This window comes from Micromonospora sp. WMMA1996 (assembly GCF_002573675.1).
GTDB classification, from domain to species: domain Bacteria; phylum Actinomycetota; class Actinomycetes; order Mycobacteriales; family Micromonosporaceae; genus Micromonospora; species Micromonospora sediminicola.
Map to the genome: position 1 here is coordinate 3,348,120 of NZ_PDHU01000001.1, position 23,352 is coordinate 3,371,471.

The 23,352-nt window shown below is 73.9% G+C and carries 21 protein-coding genes and 1 pseudogene; 11 read left to right on the forward strand and 11 right to left on the reverse strand.

Annotated features, from left to right (window positions below; translation table 11 throughout):
- Positions 1 to 25: 25 nt before the first annotated feature.
- Both COO58_RS30215 and COO58_RS15335 read right to left on the reverse strand, forming a co-directional pair.
- Positions 26 to 175, reverse strand: a complete 150-nt coding sequence (locus COO58_RS30215) for a hypothetical protein (protein WP_176558816.1) — start codon at positions 173 to 175, stop codon at positions 26 to 28.
- A gap of 92 nt (positions 176 to 267) precedes the next feature.
- Positions 268 to 1,131, reverse strand: a complete 864-nt coding sequence (locus tag COO58_RS15335; protein ID WP_091578426.1) for a peptidase M23 — start codon at positions 1,129 to 1,131, stop codon at positions 268 to 270.
- A 392-nt stretch (positions 1,132 to 1,523) separates the two neighbouring features.
- On the opposite strand from COO58_RS15335, the gene COO58_RS15340 reads away from it, so the two are divergent.
- Genes COO58_RS15340 through COO58_RS15350 form a run of 3 tightly spaced genes read left to right on the forward strand, consistent with a single transcriptional unit; the run spans position 1,524 to position 3,628 of the window.
- Positions 1,524 to 2,444 carry a proteasome assembly chaperone family protein gene (locus COO58_RS15340; RefSeq protein ID WP_098745443.1) on the forward strand — a complete coding sequence of 307 codons (921 nt, stop codon included), beginning with the start codon at positions 1,524 to 1,526 and terminating at the stop codon, positions 2,442 to 2,444.
- 37 nt (positions 2,445 to 2,481) lie between these two features.
- Positions 2,482 to 3,279, forward strand: coding sequence for an exodeoxyribonuclease III (locus COO58_RS15345; RefSeq protein WP_091578432.1), 798 nt, complete (start codon positions 2,482 to 2,484; stop codon positions 3,277 to 3,279).
- A gap of 28 nt (positions 3,280 to 3,307) precedes the next feature.
- Positions 3,308 to 3,628: an antibiotic biosynthesis monooxygenase gene (locus COO58_RS15350; protein ID WP_091578435.1), complete on the forward strand. Its 321-nt coding sequence runs from the start codon at positions 3,308 to 3,310 to the stop codon at positions 3,626 to 3,628.
- A 228-nt stretch (positions 3,629 to 3,856) separates the two neighbouring features.
- Here COO58_RS15350 and COO58_RS30810 read toward each other — a convergent pair.
- Both COO58_RS30810 and COO58_RS15360 read right to left on the reverse strand, forming a co-directional pair.
- Positions 3,857 to 4,486 (reverse strand): annotated as a pseudogene (locus COO58_RS30810) (class F sortase); the annotation flags it as partial.
- Between the two features lie 467 nt (positions 4,487 to 4,953).
- A complete protein-coding gene (locus COO58_RS15360) occupies positions 4,954 to 5,538 on the reverse strand; it encodes a hypothetical protein (protein WP_098745446.1) in 585 nt (194 codons plus the stop codon).
- Positions 5,539 to 5,628: 90 nt separating this feature from the next.
- On the opposite strand from COO58_RS15360, the gene trmB reads away from it, so the two are divergent.
- The 4 genes from trmB (at position 5,629) to COO58_RS15380 (ending at position 11,026) form a co-directional block, all read left to right on the forward strand.
- Positions 5,629 to 6,315, forward strand: a complete 687-nt coding sequence (trmB, locus tag COO58_RS15365; protein WP_098745448.1) for a tRNA (guanosine(46)-N7)-methyltransferase TrmB — start codon at positions 5,629 to 5,631, stop codon at positions 6,313 to 6,315.
- A 47-nt stretch (positions 6,316 to 6,362) separates the two neighbouring features.
- Positions 6,363 to 8,867 (forward strand): RNA helicase, encoded by a 2,505-nt coding sequence (locus COO58_RS15370; protein ID WP_098745449.1) that lies wholly within the window; start codon positions 6,363 to 6,365, stop codon positions 8,865 to 8,867.
- 119 nt (positions 8,868 to 8,986) lie between these two features.
- On the forward strand, positions 8,987 to 9,634 hold the full coding sequence (locus COO58_RS15375; RefSeq protein WP_098746372.1) for a hypothetical protein: 648 nt from the start codon (positions 8,987 to 8,989) through the stop codon (positions 9,632 to 9,634).
- Between the two features lie 105 nt (positions 9,635 to 9,739).
- Complete coding sequence (locus tag COO58_RS15380) at positions 9,740 to 11,026, forward strand: Nramp family divalent metal transporter (protein WP_098745451.1); 1,287 nt, start codon at positions 9,740 to 9,742, stop codon at positions 11,024 to 11,026.
- 70 nt (positions 11,027 to 11,096) lie between these two features.
- Here the strand turns inward: COO58_RS15380 and COO58_RS15385 are convergent, their stop codons facing one another.
- The 4 genes from COO58_RS15385 to COO58_RS15400 all read right to left on the reverse strand — a co-directional run bounded on the left by COO58_RS15385 (position 11,097) and on the right by COO58_RS15400 (position 15,107).
- Positions 11,097 to 12,041, reverse strand: a complete 945-nt coding sequence (locus COO58_RS15385; RefSeq protein WP_098745452.1) for an ABC transporter substrate-binding protein — start codon at positions 12,039 to 12,041, stop codon at positions 11,097 to 11,099.
- 38 nt (positions 12,042 to 12,079) lie between these two features.
- On the reverse strand, positions 12,080 to 12,922 hold the full coding sequence (locus COO58_RS15390) for an ABC transporter ATP-binding protein (protein ID WP_098745454.1): 843 nt from the start codon (positions 12,920 to 12,922) through the stop codon (positions 12,080 to 12,082).
- On the reverse strand, positions 12,919 to 13,974 hold the full coding sequence (locus COO58_RS15395; RefSeq protein ID WP_255292630.1) for an iron chelate uptake ABC transporter family permease subunit: 1,056 nt from the start codon (positions 13,972 to 13,974) through the stop codon (positions 12,919 to 12,921). Before COO58_RS15395 ends, COO58_RS15390 begins: the two co-directional genes overlap by 4 nt.
- 86 nt (positions 13,975 to 14,060) lie before the next feature.
- On the reverse strand, positions 14,061 to 15,107 hold the full coding sequence (locus COO58_RS15400) for an iron ABC transporter permease (protein WP_098745455.1): 1,047 nt from the start codon (positions 15,105 to 15,107) through the stop codon (positions 14,061 to 14,063).
- A 121-nt stretch (positions 15,108 to 15,228) separates the two neighbouring features.
- Here COO58_RS15400 and COO58_RS15405 point away from each other — a divergent pair, with 121 nt between their 5' ends.
- Together COO58_RS15405 and COO58_RS15410 are read left to right on the forward strand one after the other, a co-directional pair.
- The gene (locus COO58_RS15405; RefSeq protein ID WP_098745457.1) at positions 15,229 to 16,161 is read left to right on the forward strand and encodes a MerR family transcriptional regulator; all 933 of its coding nucleotides are present in this window, start codon (positions 15,229 to 15,231) and stop codon (positions 16,159 to 16,161) included.
- 4 nt (positions 16,162 to 16,165) lie between these two features.
- Positions 16,166 to 16,525 carry a YciI family protein gene (locus COO58_RS15410; RefSeq protein WP_098745458.1) on the forward strand — a complete coding sequence of 120 codons (360 nt, stop codon included), beginning with the start codon at positions 16,166 to 16,168 and terminating at the stop codon, positions 16,523 to 16,525.
- Between the two features lie 4 nt (positions 16,526 to 16,529).
- On the opposite strand, the gene COO58_RS15415 is transcribed toward COO58_RS15410, so the two are convergent.
- Positions 16,530 to 17,006 (reverse strand): cytidine deaminase, encoded by a 477-nt coding sequence (locus COO58_RS15415; protein WP_091578461.1) that lies wholly within the window; start codon positions 17,004 to 17,006, stop codon positions 16,530 to 16,532.
- Positions 17,007 to 17,133: 127 nt separating this feature from the next.
- Here COO58_RS15415 and hrpA point away from each other — a divergent pair, with 127 nt between their 5' ends.
- Positions 17,134 to 21,129: an ATP-dependent RNA helicase HrpA gene (gene hrpA / locus COO58_RS15420; RefSeq protein ID WP_098745460.1), complete on the forward strand. Its 3,996-nt coding sequence runs from the start codon at positions 17,134 to 17,136 to the stop codon at positions 21,127 to 21,129.
- A gap of 149 nt (positions 21,130 to 21,278) precedes the next feature.
- Here the strand turns inward: hrpA and COO58_RS15425 are convergent, their stop codons facing one another.
- Complete coding sequence (locus tag COO58_RS15425) at positions 21,279 to 21,770, reverse strand: FBP domain-containing protein (RefSeq protein ID WP_098745461.1); 492 nt, start codon at positions 21,768 to 21,770, stop codon at positions 21,279 to 21,281.
- A 67-nt stretch (positions 21,771 to 21,837) separates the two neighbouring features.
- Between COO58_RS15425 and COO58_RS15430 the strand changes: the two genes are divergently transcribed.
- A complete protein-coding gene (locus COO58_RS15430) occupies positions 21,838 to 22,416 on the forward strand; it encodes a TetR/AcrR family transcriptional regulator (protein ID WP_098745463.1) in 579 nt (192 codons plus the stop codon).
- On the opposite strand, the gene COO58_RS15435 is transcribed toward COO58_RS15430, so the two are convergent.
- On the reverse strand, positions 22,413 to 23,345 hold the full coding sequence (locus COO58_RS15435; RefSeq protein ID WP_091578472.1) for a LysR family transcriptional regulator: 933 nt from the start codon (positions 23,343 to 23,345) through the stop codon (positions 22,413 to 22,415). The genes COO58_RS15430 and COO58_RS15435 overlap by 4 nt on opposite strands.
- Positions 23,346 to 23,352 lie beyond the last annotated feature (7 nt).

Genomic DNA, 23,352 nt, shown 5'->3' on the forward strand with positions numbered 1-23,352 from the left:
GGCTCGTCGGGCGGGGGTGGGCGGGTCAGCGCCGGCGCGTCGACGACAGCCGGGTGGCGATCTGCCGCAGCCGGGCCTGGTTCTCCGGCTTGGCCATCTCACGCCGGCCGCGGTCGACCAGCTGCTGGCCGCGCGGCGACCGCAGGAAGGCGGTGATCCGTTGCATCAGCGACATGACGTCCTCCTGTCCGCGGTCCCCATCATGTGTACCTGGAACCGGCAAGTCCCTGATACCCGGACCGGCCGTCCGGCAACCGTCCACACCGGTCAGCCCAGGATCTCCGCCACCACCTCGCCGGCCCGCCACTCGTGCTGCGCGTACGCGTCGGGGAACGCGGAGATCTGGACCGCCTGGGCGGCGACCGAGAGCGGCAGGTCCTGCCAGCCCGGGATCTCCTCCAGGGCGGAGAGGAACGCCTTGGTCGCGTACTCGGGGTCCATCAGCTCGGCGACGGTGCCCCAGCCGCTGCTCGGCCGCTGCTGGAACAGCCCGACCGAGTCGTGGTCCCAGCCGATGGCCTGGTGCGGGTACTCCTGCGACTCGGGCAGCACACCGCTGGCGTAGTTCAGCAGGGTGCTCTCCTGCATGGCGGTGGCCACCGCGATGACCAGCGCCCGGCGCGGCACGCCCATCTCCCGGCCGGCCCGCACGATCTGGGTGGCGTTGTCCATCTGGGCGCGGGTCAGGCCGGCGACCGGAACGATCCGCCGCGGCTTCGGCTTCGGCTTGGCCTTCGGCTTCGCCTTGGCCGTGACGGTCGGGGAAGGGGTGGCGCTCGGTGTGGTCGGCGCGGTGCTCGGGCGGGCCATGCCGCGCGAGGCGGCGTCCACCGCCGCCCGCTCGGCGGCCTCGGCGGTGGGGGCCGGGGACGCGGCGCGCTCGGGGGCGCCGAAGCCCACCTGGCTGACGCCGACCAGGCCGAGGCAGCAGGCCGCGCCGGTGGCGACCGCGAGCCTGGTCCGGCCGGGCCGGGGGGCCACGGGGGTGCGCAGGGCCCGGAAACGGGTACGCCAGCTGCCGGTGGCCTCCGGCGGACAAGCGGTTGTCGGATCGGTCGAGGGGGTATCGTCCGAACGGTCAGCCGGGCGGCCGGGGCCGTTCGGGTCGTCGAGGGTGCCGTCGTCACGCATCCGACGAGGCTAGGCAGGGCAAACCGGGATCACCCAGGCCTAAAGGGTGGCCCTCGCCACACTTTGGTCCGGACCTGCCCGACATTGCCCCACACCACACCCGGAGCAGGGTCAGAACCGGCGAACCGGACCAACCTCCGGTCCGCCGAGAGCCCGGGCGGCGCGGGCAGGAACCTCGCAGCCGCCCACCTCCCGGCCGATGATCCACTAACTCGTCCGTTCGGACGATACGGCGGTGGGCCGGCCGATCCGGGGCGTGGCCGAATTGTGATCACCAAACGGGCAGCGGACCGGTCCGTAACGGAATGGACCACACCCCCCGGTACGTTGGCCGAACCGGGGGCGCCGTGCGCACGGCGCTTCCGTACGCCTCGACAGGGAGGACCCCACCGGTGCTCGACCCACACGAGCTCTACGAACTCACCGACGAGCTGCCCGACCTCGGCCAGCCGGTGCTGATCCAGGCGCTCACCGGCTTCGTCGACGCCGGCAGCGCCTCCCGGCTGGCCCGGGAGCAGCTGCTCACCTCGCTGGACTCCCGGGTGATCGCCCGCTTCGACGTCGACCAGCTCTTCGACTACCGCTCCCGCCGGCCTGTGATGACCTTCGTCGAGGACCACTGGGCCGACTACGACGCCCCGGCGCTGGAGCTGCACCTGCTGCACGACGACGACGAGACGCCGTTCCTCCTGCTCACCGGCCCCGAGCCGGACCTGCAGTGGGAGCGCTTCGTGGCCGCCGTCGCCGGCCTGTCGGCCCGCCTCGACGTCCGGCTCACGGTCGGGCTCAACTCGATCCCGATGGCCGTACCGCACACCCGGCCCAGCGGCGTCACCGCGCACGCCACCCGGCCGGAGCTGATCTCCGGACACGAGCCGTGGTTGCAGAAGGTGCAGGTACCGGCCAGCGTCGGCCACCTGCTGGAATACCGCCTCGGTGAGCAGGGCCGCGACGCCCTCGGCTTCGCCGCGCACGTGCCGCACTACGTCGCCCAGACCGAGTACCCGGCCGCCGCCGAGGCGCTGCTCGCCGCCGTGTCCCGGGGCACCGGCCTGCTGCTGCCCCGCGACGGCCTGCGGACCGCCGCCGAGGTGGTCCGGGTGGAGATCGACCGCCAGGTCGCCCAGACCGAGGAGGCCGCCACGCTGGTCCAGGCCCTCGAGGAGCAGTACGACACGTTCGCCCGGGGGCGCGGCGAGAAGAGCCTGCTCGCCGCCGAGACCGGGCCGCTGCCCACGGCCGACGAGCTGGGCGCCGAGCTGGAGCGCTTCCTCGCCGAGCAGACCCACCCGGGCGACACCCCGGAGCGCTGACCCGGCGGGGCGGCCGGGGATGCGGCAGGCTGGGGACATGCGCCTGGCGACCTGGAACGTCAACTCGGTGAAGGCCCGCCTGCCCCGGCTGCTCGACTGGCTGGCCACCACGAAGCCCGACGTCGTCTGCCTGCAGGAGACGAAGTGCCCGGACGGGGCGTTCCCCGTCGCCGAGGTGGGCGAGCTGGGCTACGAGGTGGCCAGCCACAGCGACGGCCGGTGGAACGGGGTGGCCGTGCTGTCCCGGGTCGGGCTGGCCGACGTGGCGGTCGGGTTCCCCGGCGAGCCCGGCTTCCCCGAGCCGGAGGCCCGGGCCATCTCCGCCACCTGCGACGGCCTGCGGGTCTGGTCGGTGTACGTGCCCAACGGCCGCACCCCGGACGACCCGCACTACACGTACAAGCTGGCCTGGTTCGCCGCGCTGCGCGACGCCCTGGAGGCGGAGGTGGCCGCCGCCCTCCCGCTCGCCGTCTGCGGCGACTTCAACGTCGCCCCGACCGACGCCGACGTGTGGGACCCGGCCCTGTTCGCCACCTCCACCCACGTCACGCCGGCCGAGCGGGCCGCCCTGGCGGCGCTACGCGACCTGGGCCTGGAGGACGTGGTGCCGACCCCGATGAAGGGCCCGCACCCGTTCACCTACTGGGACTACCGGGCCGGGATGTTCCACCAGAACAAGGGCATGCGGATCGACCTGGTGTACGCGACCGCGCCGTTCGCCCGCGCGGTCCGCTCGGCGTACGTGGACCGGGAGGCCCGCAAGGGCAAGGGCCCCTCCGACCACGCCCCGATCGTGGTCGACGCCGACCTGGTGCCCGCGGTCGAGGCGTTCTGACCGGCGGGCCGCTCGCTAGGGTGGACGCATGGCAGTCGTGAAGATCAACGCGATCGACGTCCCGCCGGGCGCCGGCGCGGAGCTGGAGAAGCGGTTCGCGGCCCGGGCCGGCGCGGTGGAGAACTCCCCCGGTTTCCTGGGCTTCGAGCTGCTGCGCCCGGTGGCCGGGGAGAGCCGCTACTTCGTCTACACCAGGTGGGAGACGGAGGAGGACTACCAGGCCTGGGCCCAGGGACCGGCGCGGGCCGCGCACGCCGCCCCCGAGGGCGCCGAGCCCCGCAAGCCGGTCGCCACCGGCGCCACCCTCCTGGAGTTCGAGGTCGTCCACCAGGTCCCCCCGACCCCCTGACCCACCCAGGTCCCCGGCCTGGCGGACCCAGCACCTCCCGGCCTCATCACGTCTCCGAGGCGCAGCGACAACCGCTCCGGCTCCGGCTCCGGCTCCGGCTCCACATCAGGCTGCGCCGACGGTTCGACTCCGTGGCGATATACCGCCTGGTCATAAATATGACTCAGCGGTATATCGCGCTCGGTCACACCGTCGTCCCGCCGGGAAACCGCTCGGGTGGCGAGGCGGTCAGGGAACGCGGGAGGCGAAGACGATCACGTTGTCCTCGTAGCCGGTGCGGCCGCCGACCCACTCCCCGCCGCAGGTGATCAGGCGCAACTCCGACGGGCCCGAGTCGCCGTACACGCGGGCGGCCGGCAGGTTCGCCTTGTCGAAGTACTCGACGCTGTCGACCTTGAAGGTCACCACCGTGCGGTCCGACCGGGTCACCTGGATCCGGGCGCCTGGCTTCAGGCTGTGCAGCCGGTAGAACACGGCCGGACCGCTCTTGGTGTCGACGTGACCGACGATGATCGCCCGGCCCGGCTCGCCCGGGACCGCGCCCCGGTCGTACCAGCCGGTCTGGTTGTGCTCGGTCAGCGGCGGCACGTCCACCGAACCGTCCCGCGCCTGGCCGACCGGGGTGACCGGCGCGGTGACCTTGATGGCCGGCACGGCCAGGCGGACCGGCAGGCTGGCCGGTTTCCGGACCGGCGCCGGCGCGGGCGGCGGTTGGCTCGACCCGGCCGACGCGTCGGTCCAGTCGAACGGCCCGGCGGTCCGGCCGAGACCGGCGCCGGTGGCGAACACGCCGACCAGCACCAGCACCACGGCCAGCGGCTTCGACCAGGGACCGCGACCCCGGTCCCGCCCCGGCGGCGGGGCCGGCGCAGCGGAGACCGGCGGGCCGGAGGCCGGCGGGCCGGAGGCCGGCGGGCCGGAGGCCGGCGGACCGGAGACCGGCGGGCCGGAGGGCCGGCCGCGTCCGGGCGGCGGGTCGGCCGGCGGTGGGGTCCAGGGGCGCGGCCCGGTGAGAGGCGCGGGCCCTGGTCGGCCTTCCGCCGGTGGCGGATTCCACGGCTGCGACCCGTCGGGGGGCGGGTTCCACGGCGGTGACGCGGCCGGCGGGGGGCTCCACGGCCGAGCAGGGGCCGCCGGACCGCCGACCGCCCGCGCACCGACGGCACCCGGGCCACCGGCGGGCTGGGCGGGGCCGGCCGCGGGCGGACCGAGGCCGGAACCCCGGCCGGTGGCGGGCGGCGCGGCGGCCGGTGGCAGGGCGAACAGCGCCCAGCCGGACAGCCGGGAGCGGCCGGGCGGCGGGACGGTGTGCTCGTCCATCGGACTCAGCGCCCGGCGGCGCCGCGGGCCTGCCGGCGGGACGCGGCCACGCCGAGCCCGGCGCCGACCATGGTCACGGCCAGCCCGATCGGCACCAGCAGGCCGCCGAGGCCAGGGCCGGCGGTGCCGCCGAAACCGGTCGCCGGGCCGCGGCTGGGGACGTGGCTGGGCTGGTGCGTGGGCCGGCGGGTCGGCTCGGCCCGCTTGACCACCTGGAGCATGGTGGACGCCGTCTCCCCGCCCGGGCACTCCAGCTTGACCCGGTAGTTGCCGGGCCGGGTGCGCTCGTTGACCATCGGCGAGGCGGTGAGCAGGCCGCGTTGCGGCTGCACCTGGATCCGGCCGAAGGCGTCGGAGACCACGATCGCCGGCACCGAGTTGTCGCGGCAGCTCGCCCGGATGCCGACCAGGTAGCCCGGCTGGACGGTGCCGGGCGTCACCTCGACGAAGATCACGTCGGCCGGGGGCGGCTGTCCCGGCACCGGCTCGGCGGCGCGCGGCGCGGCCTGGGCGGACGCCGCGCCGACCAGCGGGGCGGCGCACGCGGCGACCGCGACCAGCAGCGCCGCACGTCCCCTGACTGACCCCATGAACCCTCCCGGCGTACGGGATGAATCCTCTCACCCCCGGCCGCACATCACATCCGATCCGGGCCGCCGGTCGCGTAGGCTCGGGTCGCTGTGACCACCACCGACACCGCCACCGCCCGCATCCGGACCTTCCACCCGCGTCGCGGGCGGATGAGCGACCGGCAGCGCGACGCGCTGACCCGGCTCTGGCCCGCGTACGGCCTCCAGATCGCCGCCCTCGACGGGCCGTGCGATCCGACGACGCTGTTCGGGCGGCGGGCGCCGCTGGTGCTGGAGATCGGCTCCGGCATGGGCGACGCCACCGCCGCGATGGCGGCGGCCGACCGGGACCGACACTATCTGGCGGTCGAGGTCCACACGCCGGGAATCGCCAACCTGCTGGAGCTGGTCGAGCGGCACGGCCTGGACAACGTCCGGGTGGCCGAGGGTGACGCGTTGGACCTGGTCCGGGCCATGCCGGAGGGCTGTCTGGACGCGGTGCACGTCTACTTCCCGGACCCTTGGCCGAAGACTCGCCACCACAAGCGGCGGATCATCGCGCCGGCGCACGTGGCGCTGCTGCGGTCCCGGCTGGCGCCGGGCGGCACGCTGCACTGCGCCACCGACTGGGCCGAGTACGCCGAGTCGATGCGCGAGACGCTCACCGCCGACCCGGAGCTGGTCGACGTGCACGGCGGCTTCGCGCCGCGTCCGGCGCACCGGCCGGTGACGAAGTTCGAGCGGCGCGCGCTGACCGCCGGCCGGGAGGTCTTCGACCTGATCCACCGGCGGCGCTGAGCCCGGTTGGCGCGGCGCGGTGTGATCCAGGCACGATGGGAGCCGCCATGACTCTCACCGCCGCGCTGCCGAAGACCGCCGACCCCGACACCCTCTACGACGCGTTCGCCTCCTGGGCGTCCGAGCGCGGCCTCGACCTCTATCCGCACCAGGAGGAGGCGGTCATCGAGATCGTCTCCGGCGCGAACGTGATCATGAATACGCCGACCGGCTCGGGCAAGAGCCTGGTGGCGATCGCGGCGCACTTCGCGGCCCTCGCAGACGACCGGACGACCTTCTACACCGCGCCGATCAAGGCGCTGGTCTCGGAGAAGTTCTTCGCGCTCTGCGAGGTGTTCGGCGCGGAGAACGTCGGCATGCTCACCGGCGACGCCAGCGTGAACGCCGACGCCCCGATCATCTGCTGCACCGCGGAGATCCTGGCCAACCTGGCGCTGCGCGAGGGTCGCCGGGCCGACGTCGGCCAGGTGATCATGGACGAGTTCCATTTCTACGCCGAGCCGGACCGGGGCTGGGCCTGGCAGGTGCCGCTGATCGAGCTGCCGCAGGCCCAGTTCGTGCTGATGTCCGCCACGCTCGGCGACACCACCCGCTTCGTCGACGACCTGACCCGGCGCACCGGCCGGCCGACCGCCGTCGTCCGCTCGGCCGAGCGGCCGGTCCCGCTGCTGTTCTCGTACGCGACCACGCCGCTGCACGAGACCCTCGAGGAGCTGCTGGAGACCAAGCAGGCCCCGGTGTACGTGGTGCACTTCACCCAGGCCGCCGCGCTGGAACGCGCGCAGGCGCTGATGAGCGTGAACGTCTGCACCCGCGCCGAGAAGGACATGATCGCCCAGGCGATCGGCAACTTCCGGTTCACCTCCGGCTTCGGTAAGACGCTGTCCCGGCTGGTCCGCCACGGCATCGGCGTGCACCACGCCGGCATGCTCCCGAAATACCGCCGCCTGGTGGAGACGCTCGCGCAGGCCGGGCTGCTCAAGGTCATCTGCGGCACGGACACGCTCGGCGTCGGCATCAACGTGCCGATCCGCACGGTGCTCTTCACCGGCCTGTCGAAGTACGACGGAGTGCGGACGCGCCTGCTCAAGGCCCGCGAGTTCCACCAGATCGCCGGCCGGGCCGGGCGGGCCGGGTTCGACACGCTGGGCCGGGTGGTGGTGCAGGCGCCCGAGCACGTGATCGAGAACGAGAAGGCGCTCGCCAAGGCCGGCGACGACCCGAAGAAGCGCCGCAAGGTGGTGAAGAAGAAGCCGCCGGAGGGCTCGATCGGCTGGGGCGAGCCGACGTTCCAGCGCCTGGTCGAGGCCGAGCCGGAGCCGCTGACGTCCAGCTTCCAGGTCAGCCACTCGATGCTGCTCAACGTGATCGGCCGCCCCGGCGACGCGTTCGCCTCGATGCGGCACCTGCTCACCGACAACCACGAGGACCCGGCCGCCCAGCGCCGGCACATCCGCCGGGCCATCGCCATCTACCGGGCGCTGCGGGCCGGCGGCGTGGTCGAGGAGCTGCCCGAGCCGGACGAGACCGGCCGGCGGGTGCGGCTCACCGTCGACCTCCAGCTCGACTTCGCGCTCAACCAGCCGCTGTCCCCGCTGGCGCTGGCCACCGTCGAGCTGCTCGACCGGGAGTCCCCGTCGTACGCGCTGGACGTGCTCAGCGTGATCGAGGCGATCCTCGACGACCCGCGGCAGATCCTCTCCGCGCAGCAGTTCAAGGCCCGCGGCGAGGCGGTCGCCGCGATGAAGGCCGAGGGCATCGAGTACGAGGCCCGCCTCGAACTGCTCGACGAGGTGACCTGGCCCAAGCCCCTGGCCGAGCTGCTGGAGGCCGCGTACGAGATGTACCGGCAGGGCCACCCCTGGGTGGCCGACCACCAGCTCTCCCCCAAGTCCGTGGTCCGGGACATGTACGAGCGGGCCATGACGTTCCCCGAGTACGTCCAGTTCTACGGCCTGTCCCGGTCCGAGGGCCTCGTCCTGCGCTACCTCGCCGACGCGTACAAGACGCTGCGGCAGACCGTGCCGGAGGACGCCAAGACCGAGGAGCTGGTCGACCTCATCGAGTGGCTGGGCGAGCTGGTCCGCCAGGTCGACTCCAGCCTGATCGACGAGTGGGAGCGGTTGCGCAACCCGTCCGACGTGGCCGAGGTGGCCGCCTCGCTGGACGACCGGCCGCCGGCGGTCACCCGCAACGCCCGGGCGTTCCGGGTGCTGGTGCGCAACGCGCTGTTCCGCCGGGTCGAACTGGCCGCGCTGCGCCGCTGGGACCTGCTCGGCGAGCTGGACGCGGGCGACGGCTGGAACGCCGACGCCTGGGCCGACGCGCTGGAGCCGTATTTCGAGACGTACGACGGGATCGGGGTGGGGCCGGACGCCCGCGGGCCGGCGCTGCTCATGATCGAGCAGGGGCGCGAGCGGTGGACCGTACGGCAGATCCTGGACGACCCGGACGGCGACCACGACTGGGGCATCAGCGCCGAGATCGACCTCGCCGCCTCGGACGAGACCGGCGCGGCGGTGGTCCGGATCACCGACGTCGGGCAACTGTAGAACTCCGCGAAAAAGGGCCGCCCGGGATGTCCGGGCGGCCCTTTTCGTACCCTGGGCGATGTCAGCCCCGTCGATTAGAATGTATGTACTAATCGAGCTGTTGACCTGGGAGGATGCTCGTGACCGCGCCCACCTCCGCCGCCCCTGTCACCCCCTACGCCACCCTCCTCGGGTTCACCCGCTACGTGGACCGCACCGGACCCACCAAGGCCACCTTCGTCGGCGGCCTGCGTCGCCAGCGAGCGAGCCGGCACGGGTTCAACCCGCACGGCCAGTTCGTCAAGGCGCTCAAGGCCGACGTCGCGTTCCACACCGGCGGCACCCACCTCGCCCAGGTGGCCGATCTGGTCAAGCCGCGCTGGCGCCCGCTCTACGAGGCGCTCACGCCCGGCGCGACCCGCTGGCTGCACTCGCTCGGCGAGCCAGCCGGCGTCGACCTGGCCCAGACCCGCGACGCCCTGGCCATGCTGGGCGACCTACCCGTCAAGATCAACCCCCAGTTCGGCGTACGCTTCGCCGACGGCCGGGCCGAGGCGGTCCGGCTGCACTTCGACGAGGCGCCGCCGAGTGAGGAAGCGACGCTGGCCACGCTGCACCTGATGGCCCGGCACATGGACGCGGTGCTGCCGCACGCCGAGCCGGTGCTGGTCGACGTGCGTCGTGGCGAGGCGCACCGGATGCCCACCGACGTCAAGCCCGAGCAGATCGAGCAGTGGCTGGCCGGCGAGGCCGCCGCGTTCCGGGCGATCTGGTCCACCGCCGCCTGAGCGACGGTCGCCGGCGGGGCGGCCACTTCTCCGAGTGGTCGCCCCGTTGCTCCCCTTTCGGGAATATCTGGGGCATTCGCGAGGCAGGGTCGCGAAGCTCGGCTCATGACACTGCCCGATCGTCTTGCGCGGCGGCTGCCGGCTCCGCCGGTGCGCCACGCGCCGCGGGGCCCCGCGCGGGATCTGCCGTCGCGACCGGCGGCCACGCGCGGCCGGCTCATCCTGCTCGGGCCGGCGTTCGTGGCCGCGGTCGCCTACGTCGACCCAGGCAACTTCGCCACCAACTCCACCGCCGGCGCCCGCTACGGCTACCTGCTGGTGTGGGTCGTCGTGGCGGCGAACCTGGCCGCCATGCTGGTGCAGACGCTCACCGCCAAGCTCGGCCTGGCCACCGGCCGCAGCCTGCCCGAGCTGTGCCGGGACCACCTGCCCCGGCCGCTCAACCGGGCCATGTGGGCCCAGGCCGAGCTGGTCGCCATGGCCACCGACCTGGCCGAGGTGATCGGCGGTGCGGTGGCCCTGCACCTGCTCTTCGGCATCCCGCTGCTGCCCGGCGGCGTGATCGTCGGCACCGCCGCGTTCGCCGTGCTGGCGCTGCGGTCCCGCGGCTTCCGCACGTTCGAGATCGCCATCGCGGTGCTGCTCGGCGTGATCGTGCTGGCGTTCGCGGTCAACCTGGTCACCGCCGGGCCGGACCTGTCCGCCACCGCCGGCGGGCTGCTGCCCCGCACGGCGGGCACCGACAGCATGCTGCTCGCCGCCGGCATCCTCGGCGCGACCGTGATGCCGCACGTGATCTACGTGCACTCGGCGCTGACCCCGAACCGCATACCCACCAGCGGCGAGGCGCAACGGCGGACGGTGGCGAGGGGCCTGCGGATCGACGTGCTGGTCGCGCTCGGCATCGCCGGCGGGGTCAACCTGGCCATGCTGCTGGTCGCGGCCACCAGCTTCCACGGCAGCGGCATTCCCGGCACCGACACGCTGGAGGGCGTGCACGCCGGGCTGGCCGGCACGCTCGGCGCCACCGCGGCGGTCGGCTTCGCCGTGGCCCTGCTGCTGTCCGGCCTCGCCTCGACCAGCGTCGGGACGTACGCCGGCGAGGTGATCATGCAGGGCTTCCTGCGCCGCCGGATCCCGCTGCTGGTGCGCCGGACGGTGACGCTGCTGCCCGCGCTGGCCGTGCTCGCGATCGGCGTCGACCCGACCCGGGCGCTGGTGCTGTCCCAGGTGGTGCTGAGCTTCGGCATCCCGTTCGCGCTGATTCCGGTGGTGGCCTTCACCCGTCGCCGCGATTTGATGGGCAGCCTGGTCAACCGCCCGGCCACCACGGCCGTCGCGGTGCTGATCACCGCGCTCGTGGTGGCGCTCAACGCGTTCCTGCTCTGGTAGCTGGTCGCCTGAACGCGACCGCGCCCGCCCGGGACGGATCCCGGGCGGGCGCGGTGGTGGCGAAAGGTCCTCAGGCGGCCAGGTACTTCTCCAGGTCGTCCAGGATCTTGTTGGCGGCGCCGACGCCGATGCCGGTCATCCACACCTCGTCGGAGACCACGTGCGCCTTGCCCGCCTTGACCGCGGACAGGCCCTGCCAGAGGCTGCCGGTGGTGACCTTGGCCTGCTCGGCGGCGGCCTTCTCGCCGTACGCCGTCACGAACACCACGTCGCCGTCGACCTCGTTGACCCGCTCGGCGCTGACCAGGTCGAAGCGCCGGTCCTCCTTGCCCTCCAGCAGCTGACGCTGCGGGCGGCCGAGGCCGGTGTCGCCGACCACGATGCCGGAGAACGAGTCCGGGCCGTACACCCGGATGTTGCCCGGGATGAAGCGCACGATGGAGATCTTCCGCGACGGGGCGTCGCCGAGCGTCGCGCCGAAGTCCTTCGCCCGCTTCTCGTACGTGGCCAGCAGGTCCTTGGCCTGCTGCTCCCGGCCGAGCGCCTGGCCGTCGAGGAGGAAGTTCTCCTTCCAGGTGATCCCGACCCTCTCCGTGAACACGGTCGGGGCGATGGCGGACAGCTCGTCGTAGAACTTCTCCTGGCGGAACTTGCTGCCGAGGATGAGGTCCGGCTTGAGCGCGTTGATCGCCTCCAGGTCGGGCTCGGTGAGCACGCCGACCTCCTTGATGCCGGCGAGCTTGTCCGCGCCGAAGTAGGTGGGCCAGCTCTTCGCCTCACCGGCGGTGGCCGCGCCGACCGGGGTGACGCCCAGGGACAGTGCGGTGTCGATCTTGTCGGTGTCGAGCACCACCACGCGCTTGGGCTCGGTGGGCACCTTGGTGGTGCCCATGGCGTGGGTGATCTCCCGGGTCTCCCCGGAGCCGGTGCCGGCGACGGGGTCGCTCTCCCCGCAGGCGGTGAGGCCCACCCCGAGGGCGAGGGCGGCGGTGAGTGCGGCGGCGAGACGACGCATCAGGTTCCTTTCCGTGGTGCGGGTGCGGGCCGGCGCGCTCAGGCGTCGCCGACGGAGGCGCCGGTCGCGGCCGGCGTGCCGGCCGGAGCGGCCGAGGTCTGGGTGAGGGCGGGCACCACCAGCGGGGCGCCGGTGACCGGGCAGGGCACGACCACGCAGTCGAGCCCGAAGACGTCGCGGACCAGGTCGGCGGTGAGGATCTCGCGCGGCGGGCCGGCGGCCACCACCGCGCCGTCACGCATGGCGACCAGGTGGTCGGCGTAGCGGGCGGCCTGGTTGAGGTCGTGCAGCACGGCCACCACGGTCCGCCCCCGCTCGGCGCGCAGCCGGTGCAGCAGGTCCAGCACCTCCACCTGGTGGGCCAGGTCGAGGAAGGTGGTCGGCTCGTCCAGCAGCAGCGCGTCGGTGTCCTGGGCCAGCGTCATCGCGATCCAGACCCGCTGGCGCTGGCCGCCGGAGAGCGTGTCCACCGGGCGGTCCGCGAGCCCGGTCACGTCGGCCAGGCGCATCGCCTCGTCGACGGCCCGGCCGTCCTCGGTCGACCACTGCCGCCACCAGCGCTGGTACGGCTGCCGCCCACGCGCGACCAGGTCGGCCACGGTGATCCCCTCGGGCACCAGCGGGCTCTGCGGCAGCACGCCGAGCCGCCGGGCCACGTCCCGGGTGGGCAGGTCGCGGATCGCCGCGCCGTCGAGCAGCACCGCGCCGCGGCGCGGCGTGAGCAGCCGGGCCATGGTGCGCAGCAGGGTCGACTTGCCGCAGGCGTTCGGCCCGACGATCACCGTGAACGCGTCGGCCGGCAGGTCGAGCTCCAGCCCGTCCAGCACGGTCCGACCCTCGTAGCCGACGACCAGGTCGCGGGTGGACAGCAGCGCGGTCACGACCGCCTCCCTCGGGTGCGCAGCAGCACGAAGATCAGGTACGGGCCGCCGATGGCGGCGGTCAGCACACCGGCCGGCAGTTGGGTGGGCGCGAACAGCCGGCGCCCGGCCAGGTCGGCGAGGACCAGCAGCAGCGCGCCCACCAGGGCGGCGCACACCAGTGGCGGCCGTTCCGCGCGGATCAGCCGGCGGGCCACCTGCGGGGCGACCAGCGCCACGAAGTCCACGGCGCCGACCTGGGCGGTGACGGCGGCGGCGGCCAGCACGCCGGTGCCGGCCAACCCGATCCGGCGGGCCACCGGGCGCAGCCCGATCCCCCGCGCCGTGTCGTCGTCCAGGGCCGAGCTGCGCAGCGCCCAACCGGCCCAGAGCAGCACCGGCAGCAGCACCAGGAGGGTGCCGGCGATCCAGCCGGCCTCGGTCCAGCCCTTGCCGGCCAGGGTGCCGATCAGCCAGAGCTGGGCGCGCAGGCCGTCGATCGGGTCGGCGGTGAGCATCACCACCTCGGTGAGCGCCCGGAACGCGAACGCCACCGCCACGCCGGCCAGCACGAACCGCTGCGCGGCCAGGCCGTGCCGGGCGCCGAGCGCGAACACCAGGACGGCCGCGGCCAGCCCGCCGACCAGCGCCGCCGGTGCCACCAGGACCGCCGCCGCCCCGCCGGTCAGCGCCACGGTGGCGGCCAGCCCGGCGCCCTGGGTGACGCCGATGACGTCGGGGCTGGCCAGCGGGTTGCGGGCCACGCTCTGGATCAGGGTGCCGGCCACGCCGAACGCCGCGCCGGCCAGGGCCGCGAGCACCGCGCGGGGCAGTCGCAGGTCGCGCACCACGAGGTCGTACGGGGTGCCCGCACCGGACAGCGAGCGGACCACGTCGCCCGGCGCCACGTACGGCGTCCCCAACGACAGGCTGAGCACCACCGCACCGCCGAGCAGCAGGAGAAGCACCCCCGCCACGACCACCGGCCGCCACCGGAACGGCACCGCCACCCCCCGAACCCGCAGCAGCGTCTTCCCCGCGAGCGCCCCACCCCGCTCCGGGCGATCTTGCACTTGCGACCCCTCGGGCGGGCGATTCGCCCGCTTCGCCGGGGCAGCAACCGCAAGATCGCGGAGAGGGGGGCGGGGGTGGGGGGCGGTCATGCGGTCACGACCTTGGCGCGGCGGACCAGGATCGCCAGCAGGGGGGCGCCCAGGAGGGCGGTGATGATGCCGGCGGGGATCTCGCCGGGCGGGGAGACCAGGCGACCGGTCACGTCGGCGGCCAGCACCAGGGCGGGACCGAGCAGCGCGGCGACCAGCAGCGTCCACCGGTGGTCGGCGCCGACCAGCGCCCGGGCCAGGTGCGGCACGGCCAGCCCGACGAACGCGATCGGGCCGGCGGCGGCCACCGCGGCGCCGGTGAGCAGCACACCGCCCCCGCCGGCGGCCAGCCGGACCAGGGCGACCCGGTGCCCCAGCCCCCGGGCGACGTCGTCGCCGAGGGCGAGCGCGTCCAGCCCACGGGCGGCCAGCGCGGCGAGCAGCACCCCGGCCAGCACGAACGGGAGCACCTGCCCGGCCACGCCCACGTCCCGCCCGGTGAGCCCGCCGACCACCCAGAAGCGGTACTCCTCGAACGTGCGGGCGTCGATGCTGAGCAGCGCGTACACGACCGCGCCGAGACCGGCGTCGAGCGCGGCGCCGACCAGCGCGAGGGTGACCGGGCTGGCGCCCTCACGGGTGCGGTTGGCGACGGCGAAGACGAGCAGCCCGGCGAGCAGCGCGCCGGCGATGCCGAACCAGACGTAGCCGGTGAGCGTGCTCACGCCGAACACGGCGATGGCCAGCACCACCCCGAAGGAGGCCCCGGCGCTGACGCCGAGGATGCGCGGCTCGGCGAGCGGGTTGCGGGTGACCGCCTGGAACAGCACGCCGGCCAGCGCCAGGGCCAGGCCGACGACCAGGCCCAGGGCGGTACGCGGCAGCCGCAGCTCGCGGACCACCGTGGTCGCGTCGCCGTCGTCCGGGGCCACCAGCGCGTGCCACACCTGGTCCACCGGGAGGTGGCGGCTGCCCAGCGCCAGGCTGGCCAGCAGGGCGACGAAGAGCAGGAGCGCCGCCGCCAGGGTGACCGCGACGCGGCGGGGGGCGCCGCGGCGGGCGGGGGCGTCGGCCCGCGCGGGCCGGACGGCGACGGTGGTCACGGGGGTGTTCGCCTCTCGGTATTAGGTACGCCTTACCTTAACTGACCTGGTAAGGCACGCCTAACCGGGAACTGTCGATGGGCTTGCGCCTCCACCGGGGGGAGGCGCGAGGCTGGGCGGCATGGACGATGGCGAGCGCTACTCGATCGGCGACCTGGCCCGGCGGACCGGAGTGCCGGTGAAGACCATCCGGTTCTGGTCCGACCGGGGCGTCGTGCCGCCCACCGACCGCGGGCCGACCGGCCACCGCCGCTACGGCCCGGAGGCGGTGACCCGGCTCGACCTGGTGCGGACGTTGCGGGAGCTGGGCGTGGACCTGCCCACCGTGCGCCGGGTGGTGGCCCGGGAGATCACCCTGCCCGAGGTCGCCTCGGCGCACGCGGACGCGTTGACCGCCCAGATCCGCCTGCTGCGGTCGCGTCGCGCGGTGTTGACGGTGATCGCCCGGAGGGGTGCCACGCCGGAGGGGGGCGACCTGCTGCACCGGCTGGCCGGCCTGGCCGCGCGCGAGCGGCGACGGTTGGTCGACGACCTGCTCGACGCCACGTTCGGCGACCTGATCGACCCGGGGTTCGCGGGGATCCGCCGGTCGCTCACCCCGGAGCTGCCCGACGACCCGGACGACGGCCAGATCGAGGCGTGGGTGGAGTTGGCCGAGCTGACGCTGGACCCCTCCTTCCGGGCCGGGCTGCGGCGGCTGGCCGAGCAGCACGCGGCCGACCGGGCCGGCGCGCAGGGCGTACGCCGGGACGTGGTCGCGGTGGTCCGGGAGGAGGTGGCCCCGGCGCTGGCCGCCGGGGTCGACCCGGCCTCGCCCGACGCCGACCCGGTCCTCTCCCGGGCGACGGCCCGGTACGCGCGGCTCTGCGGCCGCCCGGACGACGCCGACCTGCGCCGGCGGATGCTGACGCGGTTGGAGACCGCGCACGACCCGCGCCGGGAGCGCTACCTGGAGCTGCTCTCCGTGGTCAACGGCTGGCCGCCGGCCGAGAGCCTGACGCCGGTGCTGGACTGGTCGATCCGGGCGCTGCGCGCCCGGCAGCCCCTACCCTGAGGGCATGCGATTCGACAGGCACACCGTGGTGCTCCTGGTCCGCCCGGACGACGCGCCCGACCTGCCGCAGGACGCCCTCGACCGGATCCAGGACGCGCACCTGGCGCACCAGGCCGGGCTGGTGGAGCAGGGCGCGGTGCTCGCGGCCGGGCCGGTCCTCGACGGCGACGACGAGCGGATCCGCGGCTTCGTGGTGCTGTCGGTGGATCCGGACACGGCGCGGAACCTCTACGCCAACGACCCGGCGGTCAGCGCCGGGCGTCTGGTCGCGCGGGTGACGAGCTGGATGGTGCCGGAGGGCCAGGTCCGCTTCGAGCAGGTGCCGGTCCCCCGGTCGATGCTGGAGGCCGCGGCCGGCGACTGACCGGTCAGTCCTCGGCGGACTGGCGGACGCCGGGCACCACCGGCATCGGCCACACCCCGGTGCGCGGCACGGCGGCCGGCACCTCGACCTGCTGGTCGGCCCAGACGTACGTCTCGGGCAGCAGGTCGGCGATCGGGACGGCGCGCAGCCCGTCCGGCGGCCCCACGATCACCCGGATCGACGGGAAATAGTCGAGCAGCACCTGCCGGCAGCGCCCGCACGGCGCGATGACACCCCGCCCCCGGTCCCCCACCGCGACGATCGCCTCCAGCTCGCCGGCGCCCTGGGTCGCGGCGGCGCCCAGCGCCACCACCTCGGCGCACGGCCCGCCGGTGAAGTGGTAGACGTTCACGCCGCTGAACACGCGGCCGTCGGTGCTGCGCACGGCGGCGGCGACGCTGTGGTTGTCGCTGCGGCAGCGGAGCTTCGCGACGGCGGTGGCGGCCTGCACGAGCGCCCGGTCGGTGTCCCGCATGATCATCCCCGCCCCTCGTCGGCTGCGTCGGCGGCAACCCTATCCGGAGGCGACCGCCCGATCCGGGATGGCGCGCCCACCGCCGGTAACCCGGGGGCGGTACGCCGCGCGGCTGCCTATCCTTGGCGACGTCATGCAGAATCCAGCCGTACCCGCCGCCCCCGAGACCGCTCGCGACCTGCACCGTCGCCTCACCCCCCTGATGTTCCGCGACCAGCGCCGGCTCCAGCGGCGGCTCGACGGCGTACGGCGGCTGCGCGACCCGCAGCGGCGGGAGGCGGCGCTGGCCGAGATCGCGACCGAGGTCACCCGGGCCGAGGCGCGGCTCCACGCACGCCGTGCGGCCGTGCCGACGATCACCTATCCGCCGCAGCTGCCGGTCAGCGAGCGCAGGGACGACATCGCCGCCGCGATCCGCGACCACCAGGTGGTGATCGTGGCCGGCGAGACCGGCTCCGGCAAGACCACCCAGCTGCCCAAGATCTGCCTGGAGCTGGGGCGCGGCGTCACCGGCCTGATCGGGCACACCCAGCCCCGGCGGCTGGCGGCCCGCACCGTCGCCGACCGGATCGCCGACGAACTCGGCACCGAGCTGGGCGACGTGGTCGGCTACAAGGTGCGCTTCACCGACCAGGTGGGCGACAACAGCCTGGTCAAGCTGATGACCGACGGCATCCTGCTGGCCGAGTTGCAGACCGACCGGATGCTGCGGCAGTACGACACGCTGATCATCGACGAGGCGCACGAGCGCAGCCTCAACATCGACTTCATCCTCGGGTACCTGCGGCAGCTCCTGCCCCGCCGGCCCGACCTCAAGGTGGTCATCACCTCGGCCACCATCGAGACCGACCGGTTCGCGAAGCACTTCGCCGACGCCGACGGCAACCCGGCGCCGGTGGTCGAGGTGTCCGGCCGGACGTACCCGGTGGAGGTCCGCTACCGGCCGCTGGTCGAGGTCACCGAGGCCGAGGAGGAGGACGAGGCCGACGAGGAGAACGTCCGGGACCAGATCCAGGCCATCGGCGACGCGGTCGAGGAACTGGCCGCCGAGGGGCCCGGCGACATCCTGGTGTTCCTCAGCGGCGAGCGGGAGATCCGGGACACCGCCGACGCGCTGGGCAAGCTGGTGCAGTCCAAGCGGTCGCTGCTCGGCACCGAGATCCTGCCGCTCTACGCCCGGCTCTCCACCGCCGAGCAGCACCGGGTCTTCGCCGCGCACAGCAACCGCCGGGTGGTGCTGGCCACCAACGTCGCGGAGACCTCGCTGACCGTGCCCGGCATCAAGTACGTGGTCGACCCGGGCACCGCCCGGATCTCCCGCTACTCCAGCCGGCTCAAGGTGCAGCGGCTGCCGATCGAACCGGTCTCGCAGGCCAGCGCCAACCAGCGCAAGGGCCGCTGCGGGCGTACCTCCGACGGCATCTGCATCCGCCTCTACGACGAGTCCGACTTCGAGTCCCGACCCGAGTTCACCGACCCGGAGATCCTGCGGACCAACCTGGCCTCGGTCATCCTCCAGATGACGTCGATCGGGCTCGGCGACGTCGCCGCCTTCCCGTTCATCGACCCGCCGGACCGGCGCAACGTCACCGACGGCGTCAACCTGCTGCACGAGCTGGGCGCGCTCGACCCGACCGAGGCCGACCCGGCGAAGCGGCTCACCGCGCTGGGGCGGCGGCTGGCCCAACTGCCGGTCGACCCCCGCCTGGCCCGGATGGTGCTCGAAGGGGAACGCAACGGCTGCGCCACCGAGGTGGTGGTGATCGCCGCCGCGCTGTCCATCCAGGACCCGCGCGAACGCCCGGCCGACAAGCAGGCCCAGGCCGACCAGGCGCACGCCCGGTTCGCCGACAAGGAGTCGGACTTCGTCGCGTACCTGAACCTGTGGCGGCACCTGCGGGAGAAGCAGCGGGAGCTGTCCTCCAGCGCGTTCCGCCGGATGTGCAAGGCCGAATACCTCAACTACCTTCGGGTACGCGAGTGGCAGGACATCGTCAGCCAGCTGCGGCAGGTCCTGCGTACCTCCGACAAGGGTGAGGGCCGGCGCGGCGCCGGCGCCGACCTGCCGGAGGAGATCGACACCCCGAAGGTGCACCAGTCGCTGCTGCCCGGCCTGCTGTCGCACCTCGGCCTCAAGGACGCGCAGAAGCACGAGTACCTCGGCGCGCGGGGCGCGAAGTTCGCCATCTTCCCCGGGTCGGCGCTGTTCAAGAAGCCGCCGCGCTGGGTGATGGCCGCCGAGCTGGTGGAGACGTCCCGGCTGTGGGGGCGGGTGGCCGGGCGGGTCGAGCCGGAGTGGGTCGAGCCCCTCGCACAGCACCTGGTCAAGCGCAGCTACAGCGAGCCGCACTGGGAGAAGAAGCAGGCCGCGGTGATGGCCTACGAGAAGGTCACGCTGTACGGCATCCCGCTCGTCACCTCCCGCAAGGTGAACTTCGGGCGGATCGACCCGGTGCTGAGCCGGGAGCTGTTCATCCGGCACGCCCTGGTCGAGGGCGACTGGCAGACCCACCACGAGTTCTGGCGGGACAACCAGAAGCTGCTGACCGAGATCGAGGAGCTGGAGAACCGGGCCCGGCGCCGCGACATCCTGGTCGACGACGAGACCATCTTCGCCTTCTACGACCAGCGGATCCCCGCCGACGTGGTCTCCGGCCGGCACTTCGACACCTGGTGGAAGAAGACCCGCCGGGAGCGGCCGGACCTGCTCACGTTCACCCGCGAACTGCTCGTCAACGACGGTCGGGGCGGCGTGGACGAGGAGGACTACCCGGACGAGTGGCGGGCCGACGGCGTCACGCTGCCGCTGACGTACACGTTCGACCCGACCGCGCCCACCGACGGCGTCACCGTGGACATCCCCCTGCCGCTGCTCAACCAGGTGCCGGCGGAGAGCTTCGACTGGCAGGTGCCGGGGCTGCGCGAGGAGCTGGTCATCGCGCTGATCCGCTCGCTGCCCAAGCCGGTCCGGCGCAACTTCGTTCCGGTGCCCGACTACGCGCGGGCCGCGCTCGCCGCGATCACCCCGGGCGAGGAGCCGCTGCTGGCCGCGCTGACCCGGCAGCTGCGCCGGATGACCGGGGTGACCGTCCCGCCGGACGCGTGGGACCTGAGCCGGCTGCCGGCGCACCTGCGGGTCACCTTCCGGGTGCTCGGCGAGGACGACAAACCGGTCGCCGAGGGCAAGGACCTGCCGGCGCTGCAACGCGAACTGCGGCCCAAGGTACGCCAGGTGGTCGCCGCCGCCGCGCCGGACGTGGCCCGCAGCGGGCTCACCGGGTGGACGATCGGCACGCTGCCGCGCACCGTCGAGCAGGTCCGCGCCGGCTTCGCCGTCACCGCGTACCCCGCGCTCGTGGACGAGGGCGCGACGGTCGGGGTCAAGGTGTTCGACTCCGCCGGCGAGCAGGAGGCCGCGCACTGGGCGGGCACGCGGCGACTGCTGCGGCTGACGCTGCCGTCCCCGGCGAAGTTCCTCCAGGGACGGCTGAGCAACGAGGCGAAACTGGCGCTGTCCCGCAACCCGCACGGCGGGGTGCCGGCGCTGATCGAGGACGCCACCGGCGCCGCCATCGACAAGCTCATGGCGGACGCGGGCGGCCCCGCCTGGGACGCCGACGGCTTCGCGGCCCTGCGCGAGCGGGTCCGCGCCGACCTGGTCGACACCGTGGTCGAGGTGATGAACCGGGTCCGGCAGGTGCTCGCCGCCGCGTACACGGTCGAGCAGCGGCTCGGGGCGACGCGCAACCTGGCCGTGGTGGCCGCGCTGGCCGACATCCGCCAGCAGCTCGGCGGCCTGGTGCACGCCGGCTTCGTCACCGAGGCCGGCTACGCGCGCCTGCCCGACCTGCTGCGCTACCTGACCGCGATCGAGCGCCGGATGGAGCGGCTGCCCGGCAACCCGCAGCGGGACAAACAGCAACAGGACCGGATCGCCGTGGTGCAGAAGGAGTACCAGGACATGCTCGCGGCGCTGCCCCCGGCCCGGCGCGGCTCGGCGGCCGCGCGGCAGATCCGCTGGATGATCGAGGAGCTGCGGGTGAACGTCTTCGCCCAGGCCCTCGGCACCCCCTACCCCGTCTCGGAACAGCGCATCTACCGCGCCATGGACGACGCCGAAGGCCGCTGACCCCGCTCCCCCGTCCGCCCGCCCGCCCGCCCGCTTCGTCGATCTTGCACTTGGTGCCCCCGATACCGGATCATTCGCACCCTTTGCCGGGTCAGCAAGTGCAAGATCGACGCGGGCAGGGACGCGCGCGCCGGGGCCCCGGGAAGGGGTCAGGTGGTGACGCGGGTGATGAAGGCGGTGAGGTGCGAGCGGGTTCTCTCGACCTTCTCCTCCAGGGTCAGGGACTCGGGTAGGCGGGCGCCGGGGCCGGCGTCCTTGCGGCCCCGCACGTACAGGGAGCAGGCGAGGTCGTCGCAGAGGTAGATGCCCACCGAGTTGCCCTGCTGCCCGGCCTTGCCCGCCTTGCGCGCGACCATCAGGCTGACGCCGCCGACCGGGTTGGTCAGGCACACCGAGCACATGGTGCGGCGTTGCCGCCCGGGCCCGGGGCTCGGGCGACGCAGGGCGAGGGCGACCGGGCGGCCGTCCGGAACGGCGACGAGGTAGGCGCGGTCGAGCGCCTGCGGATCTCGCCAGCCGAGGAAGTCGAGGTCGTCCCAGGGGCGGGCGCCGAGGTCGCGCGGGACGTGCAGTCGCTTCGCCTCGCCCTTGGTGCAGTTCACGAAGGCGGCACGGATCTCGGGTTCGGTCAACGGGGTCATACACCCGAGGGTAATTTTCCTAAAGGTATTAGGCAAAGGCATAATGAGTCGTGGTGAGAGGAGACTCATGGCCCGTGCGGGACTCAATCGAGAGCGACTGATCCAGGCCGGGGCGGAGCTGGCCGACGAGGTCGGCTTCGACCAGGTGACCGTCTCGGCGCTGGCCAGACGGTTCGGCGTCACGGTCGCCAGCCTCTACTCGCACGTGCGCAACTCGCACGACCTGCGGGTCGGGATCGCGCTGCTCGCGCTCGGAGAACTCGCCGACGAGGCCGCCGACGCGCTCGCCGGACGGGCCGGCAAGGAGGCGCTGACCGCCTTCGCGAACGTCTACCGCGACTACGCCCACCGACATCCGGGCCGCTGGACCGCGGCCCAGCTCCGACTCGATCCGCAGACCGCCGCCGGCAGCGCCGGCTTCCGGCACTCGGCGATGATGCGGGCGATCCTGCGCGGCTACCACCTGCCCGAGCCGGACCAGACGCACGCCGTCCGCCTGCTCGGCAGCGTCTTCCAGGGTTTCGTCGGCCTGGAGATGGGGGGCGGCTTCGACCACAGCGCCCCCGCTCCGCCGGAGAGCTGGGAGCGGGTCCTGGACGCCGTCGACGCCCTGCTGCGCACCTGGCCCACGGCGGACGCCACCTAGGCCAGTGGCTCCACGCCGGGCGGGAGTTCGTCGGTGGCGGTGGCGTCGTGGACGTACTCCAGCAGGATGCGACGCAGTTCGCGGCCGGCATGGGTGGGCACCACGTCGCGGCGGCGGGCCACCGCGATGGTCCGGCGGACGCCGGGTGGGACGAGCCGGGTCACCCGGATGCCGGGCCGGCGGGCCACCACGATGCCGGGGACCAGCGCGACGCCGAGGCCGGCCTCGACGAAGCTGAGCACGGCGTCCATCTCCCCGCCGTCCACCGACAGGGTGGGCTCGAAGCCGGCCGCCCGGCACGCCTGGAGCGTGGCGTCGCGCAGGTCGTAGCCCTCGCGGAACATCACCAGGGGCTGGTCGCGCAGGTCGGTGATGCGCAGCTCGCCGGCGGGCGAGGCACCCGGCAGCGGGTCCACCGAGGCGACCACCAGACTCTCCCGCAGGATCGGGTCGGCGCGCAGCCCCGGGTCGGTGCCGGCGGCCGGCATGATGATCAACGCCAGGTCGAGGTCGCCGCGGAGCAGGTCGCGGACCAGGTCCTGGGAGCCGCCCTCCTCGACCCTCAGGTCGACGGTGGGGTGGGCGTCGCGGAACCGGCGCAGCACCGGGGGCGCCAGCGAGGTGGCCAGGCTGGGCGTGGCGCCCAGGCGGACCCGACCCCGGCGCAACCCCACCAGCTCCTGCACCTCGCGGGTCGCCGTGTCGACGTCGGCGAGGATCCGCTTGGCCAGCGGCAGCAGGACGTCCCCGGCCGCGGTGAGCGTGATGTTGCCCCTTACCCGCTCGAAGAGCGGGGCCCCCAGGTCGGTCTCCAGGGCGTGAATTTGCTTACTCAACGAGGGCTGGGTTATGCCGACCAGGTCGGCCGCTTGGGTGAAATGTCGTACTTCTGCGACCGCTACGAAGTACCGGAGCTGATGGAGCTGCATCTACATA

Coding starts and splice junctions, on each gene's coding strand:
- COO58_RS15380 (WP_098745451.1), top strand. CDS start 9,740: ATGACACTGCCCGATCGTCTTGCGCGGCGGCTGCCGGCTCCGCCGGTG.
- COO58_RS15415 (WP_091578461.1), bottom strand. CDS start 17,006: ATGATCATGCGGGACACCGACCGGGCGCTCGTGCAGGCCGCCACCGCC.
- COO58_RS30215 (WP_176558816.1), bottom strand. CDS start 175: ATGTCGCTGATGCAACGGATCACCGCCTTCCTGCGGTCGCCGCGCGGC.
- COO58_RS15335 (WP_091578426.1), bottom strand. CDS start 1,131: ATGCGTGACGACGGCACCCTCGACGACCCGAACGGCCCCGGCCGCCCG.
- COO58_RS15370 (WP_098745449.1), top strand. CDS start 6,363: ATGACTCTCACCGCCGCGCTGCCGAAGACCGCCGACCCCGACACCCTC.
- COO58_RS15405 (WP_098745457.1), top strand. CDS start 15,229: ATGGACGATGGCGAGCGCTACTCGATCGGCGACCTGGCCCGGCGGACC.
- COO58_RS15425 (WP_098745461.1), bottom strand. CDS start 21,770: ATGACCCCGTTGACCGAACCCGAGATCCGTGCCGCCTTCGTGAACTGC.
- COO58_RS15410 (WP_098745458.1), top strand. CDS start 16,166: ATGCGATTCGACAGGCACACCGTGGTGCTCCTGGTCCGCCCGGACGAC.
- COO58_RS15350 (WP_091578435.1), top strand. CDS start 3,308: ATGGCAGTCGTGAAGATCAACGCGATCGACGTCCCGCCGGGCGCCGGC.
- hrpA (WP_098745460.1), top strand. CDS start 17,134: ATGCAGAATCCAGCCGTACCCGCCGCCCCCGAGACCGCTCGCGACCTG.
- COO58_RS15430 (WP_098745463.1), top strand. CDS start 21,838: ATGGCCCGTGCGGGACTCAATCGAGAGCGACTGATCCAGGCCGGGGCG.
- COO58_RS15435 (WP_091578472.1), bottom strand. CDS start 23,345: ATGCAGCTCCATCAGCTCCGGTACTTCGTAGCGGTCGCAGAAGTACGA.
- COO58_RS15345 (WP_091578432.1), top strand. CDS start 2,482: ATGCGCCTGGCGACCTGGAACGTCAACTCGGTGAAGGCCCGCCTGCCC.
- COO58_RS15360 (WP_098745446.1), bottom strand. CDS start 5,538: ATGGGGTCAGTCAGGGGACGTGCGGCGCTGCTGGTCGCGGTCGCCGCG.
- COO58_RS15385 (WP_098745452.1), bottom strand. CDS start 12,041: ATGCGTCGTCTCGCCGCCGCACTCACCGCCGCCCTCGCCCTCGGGGTG.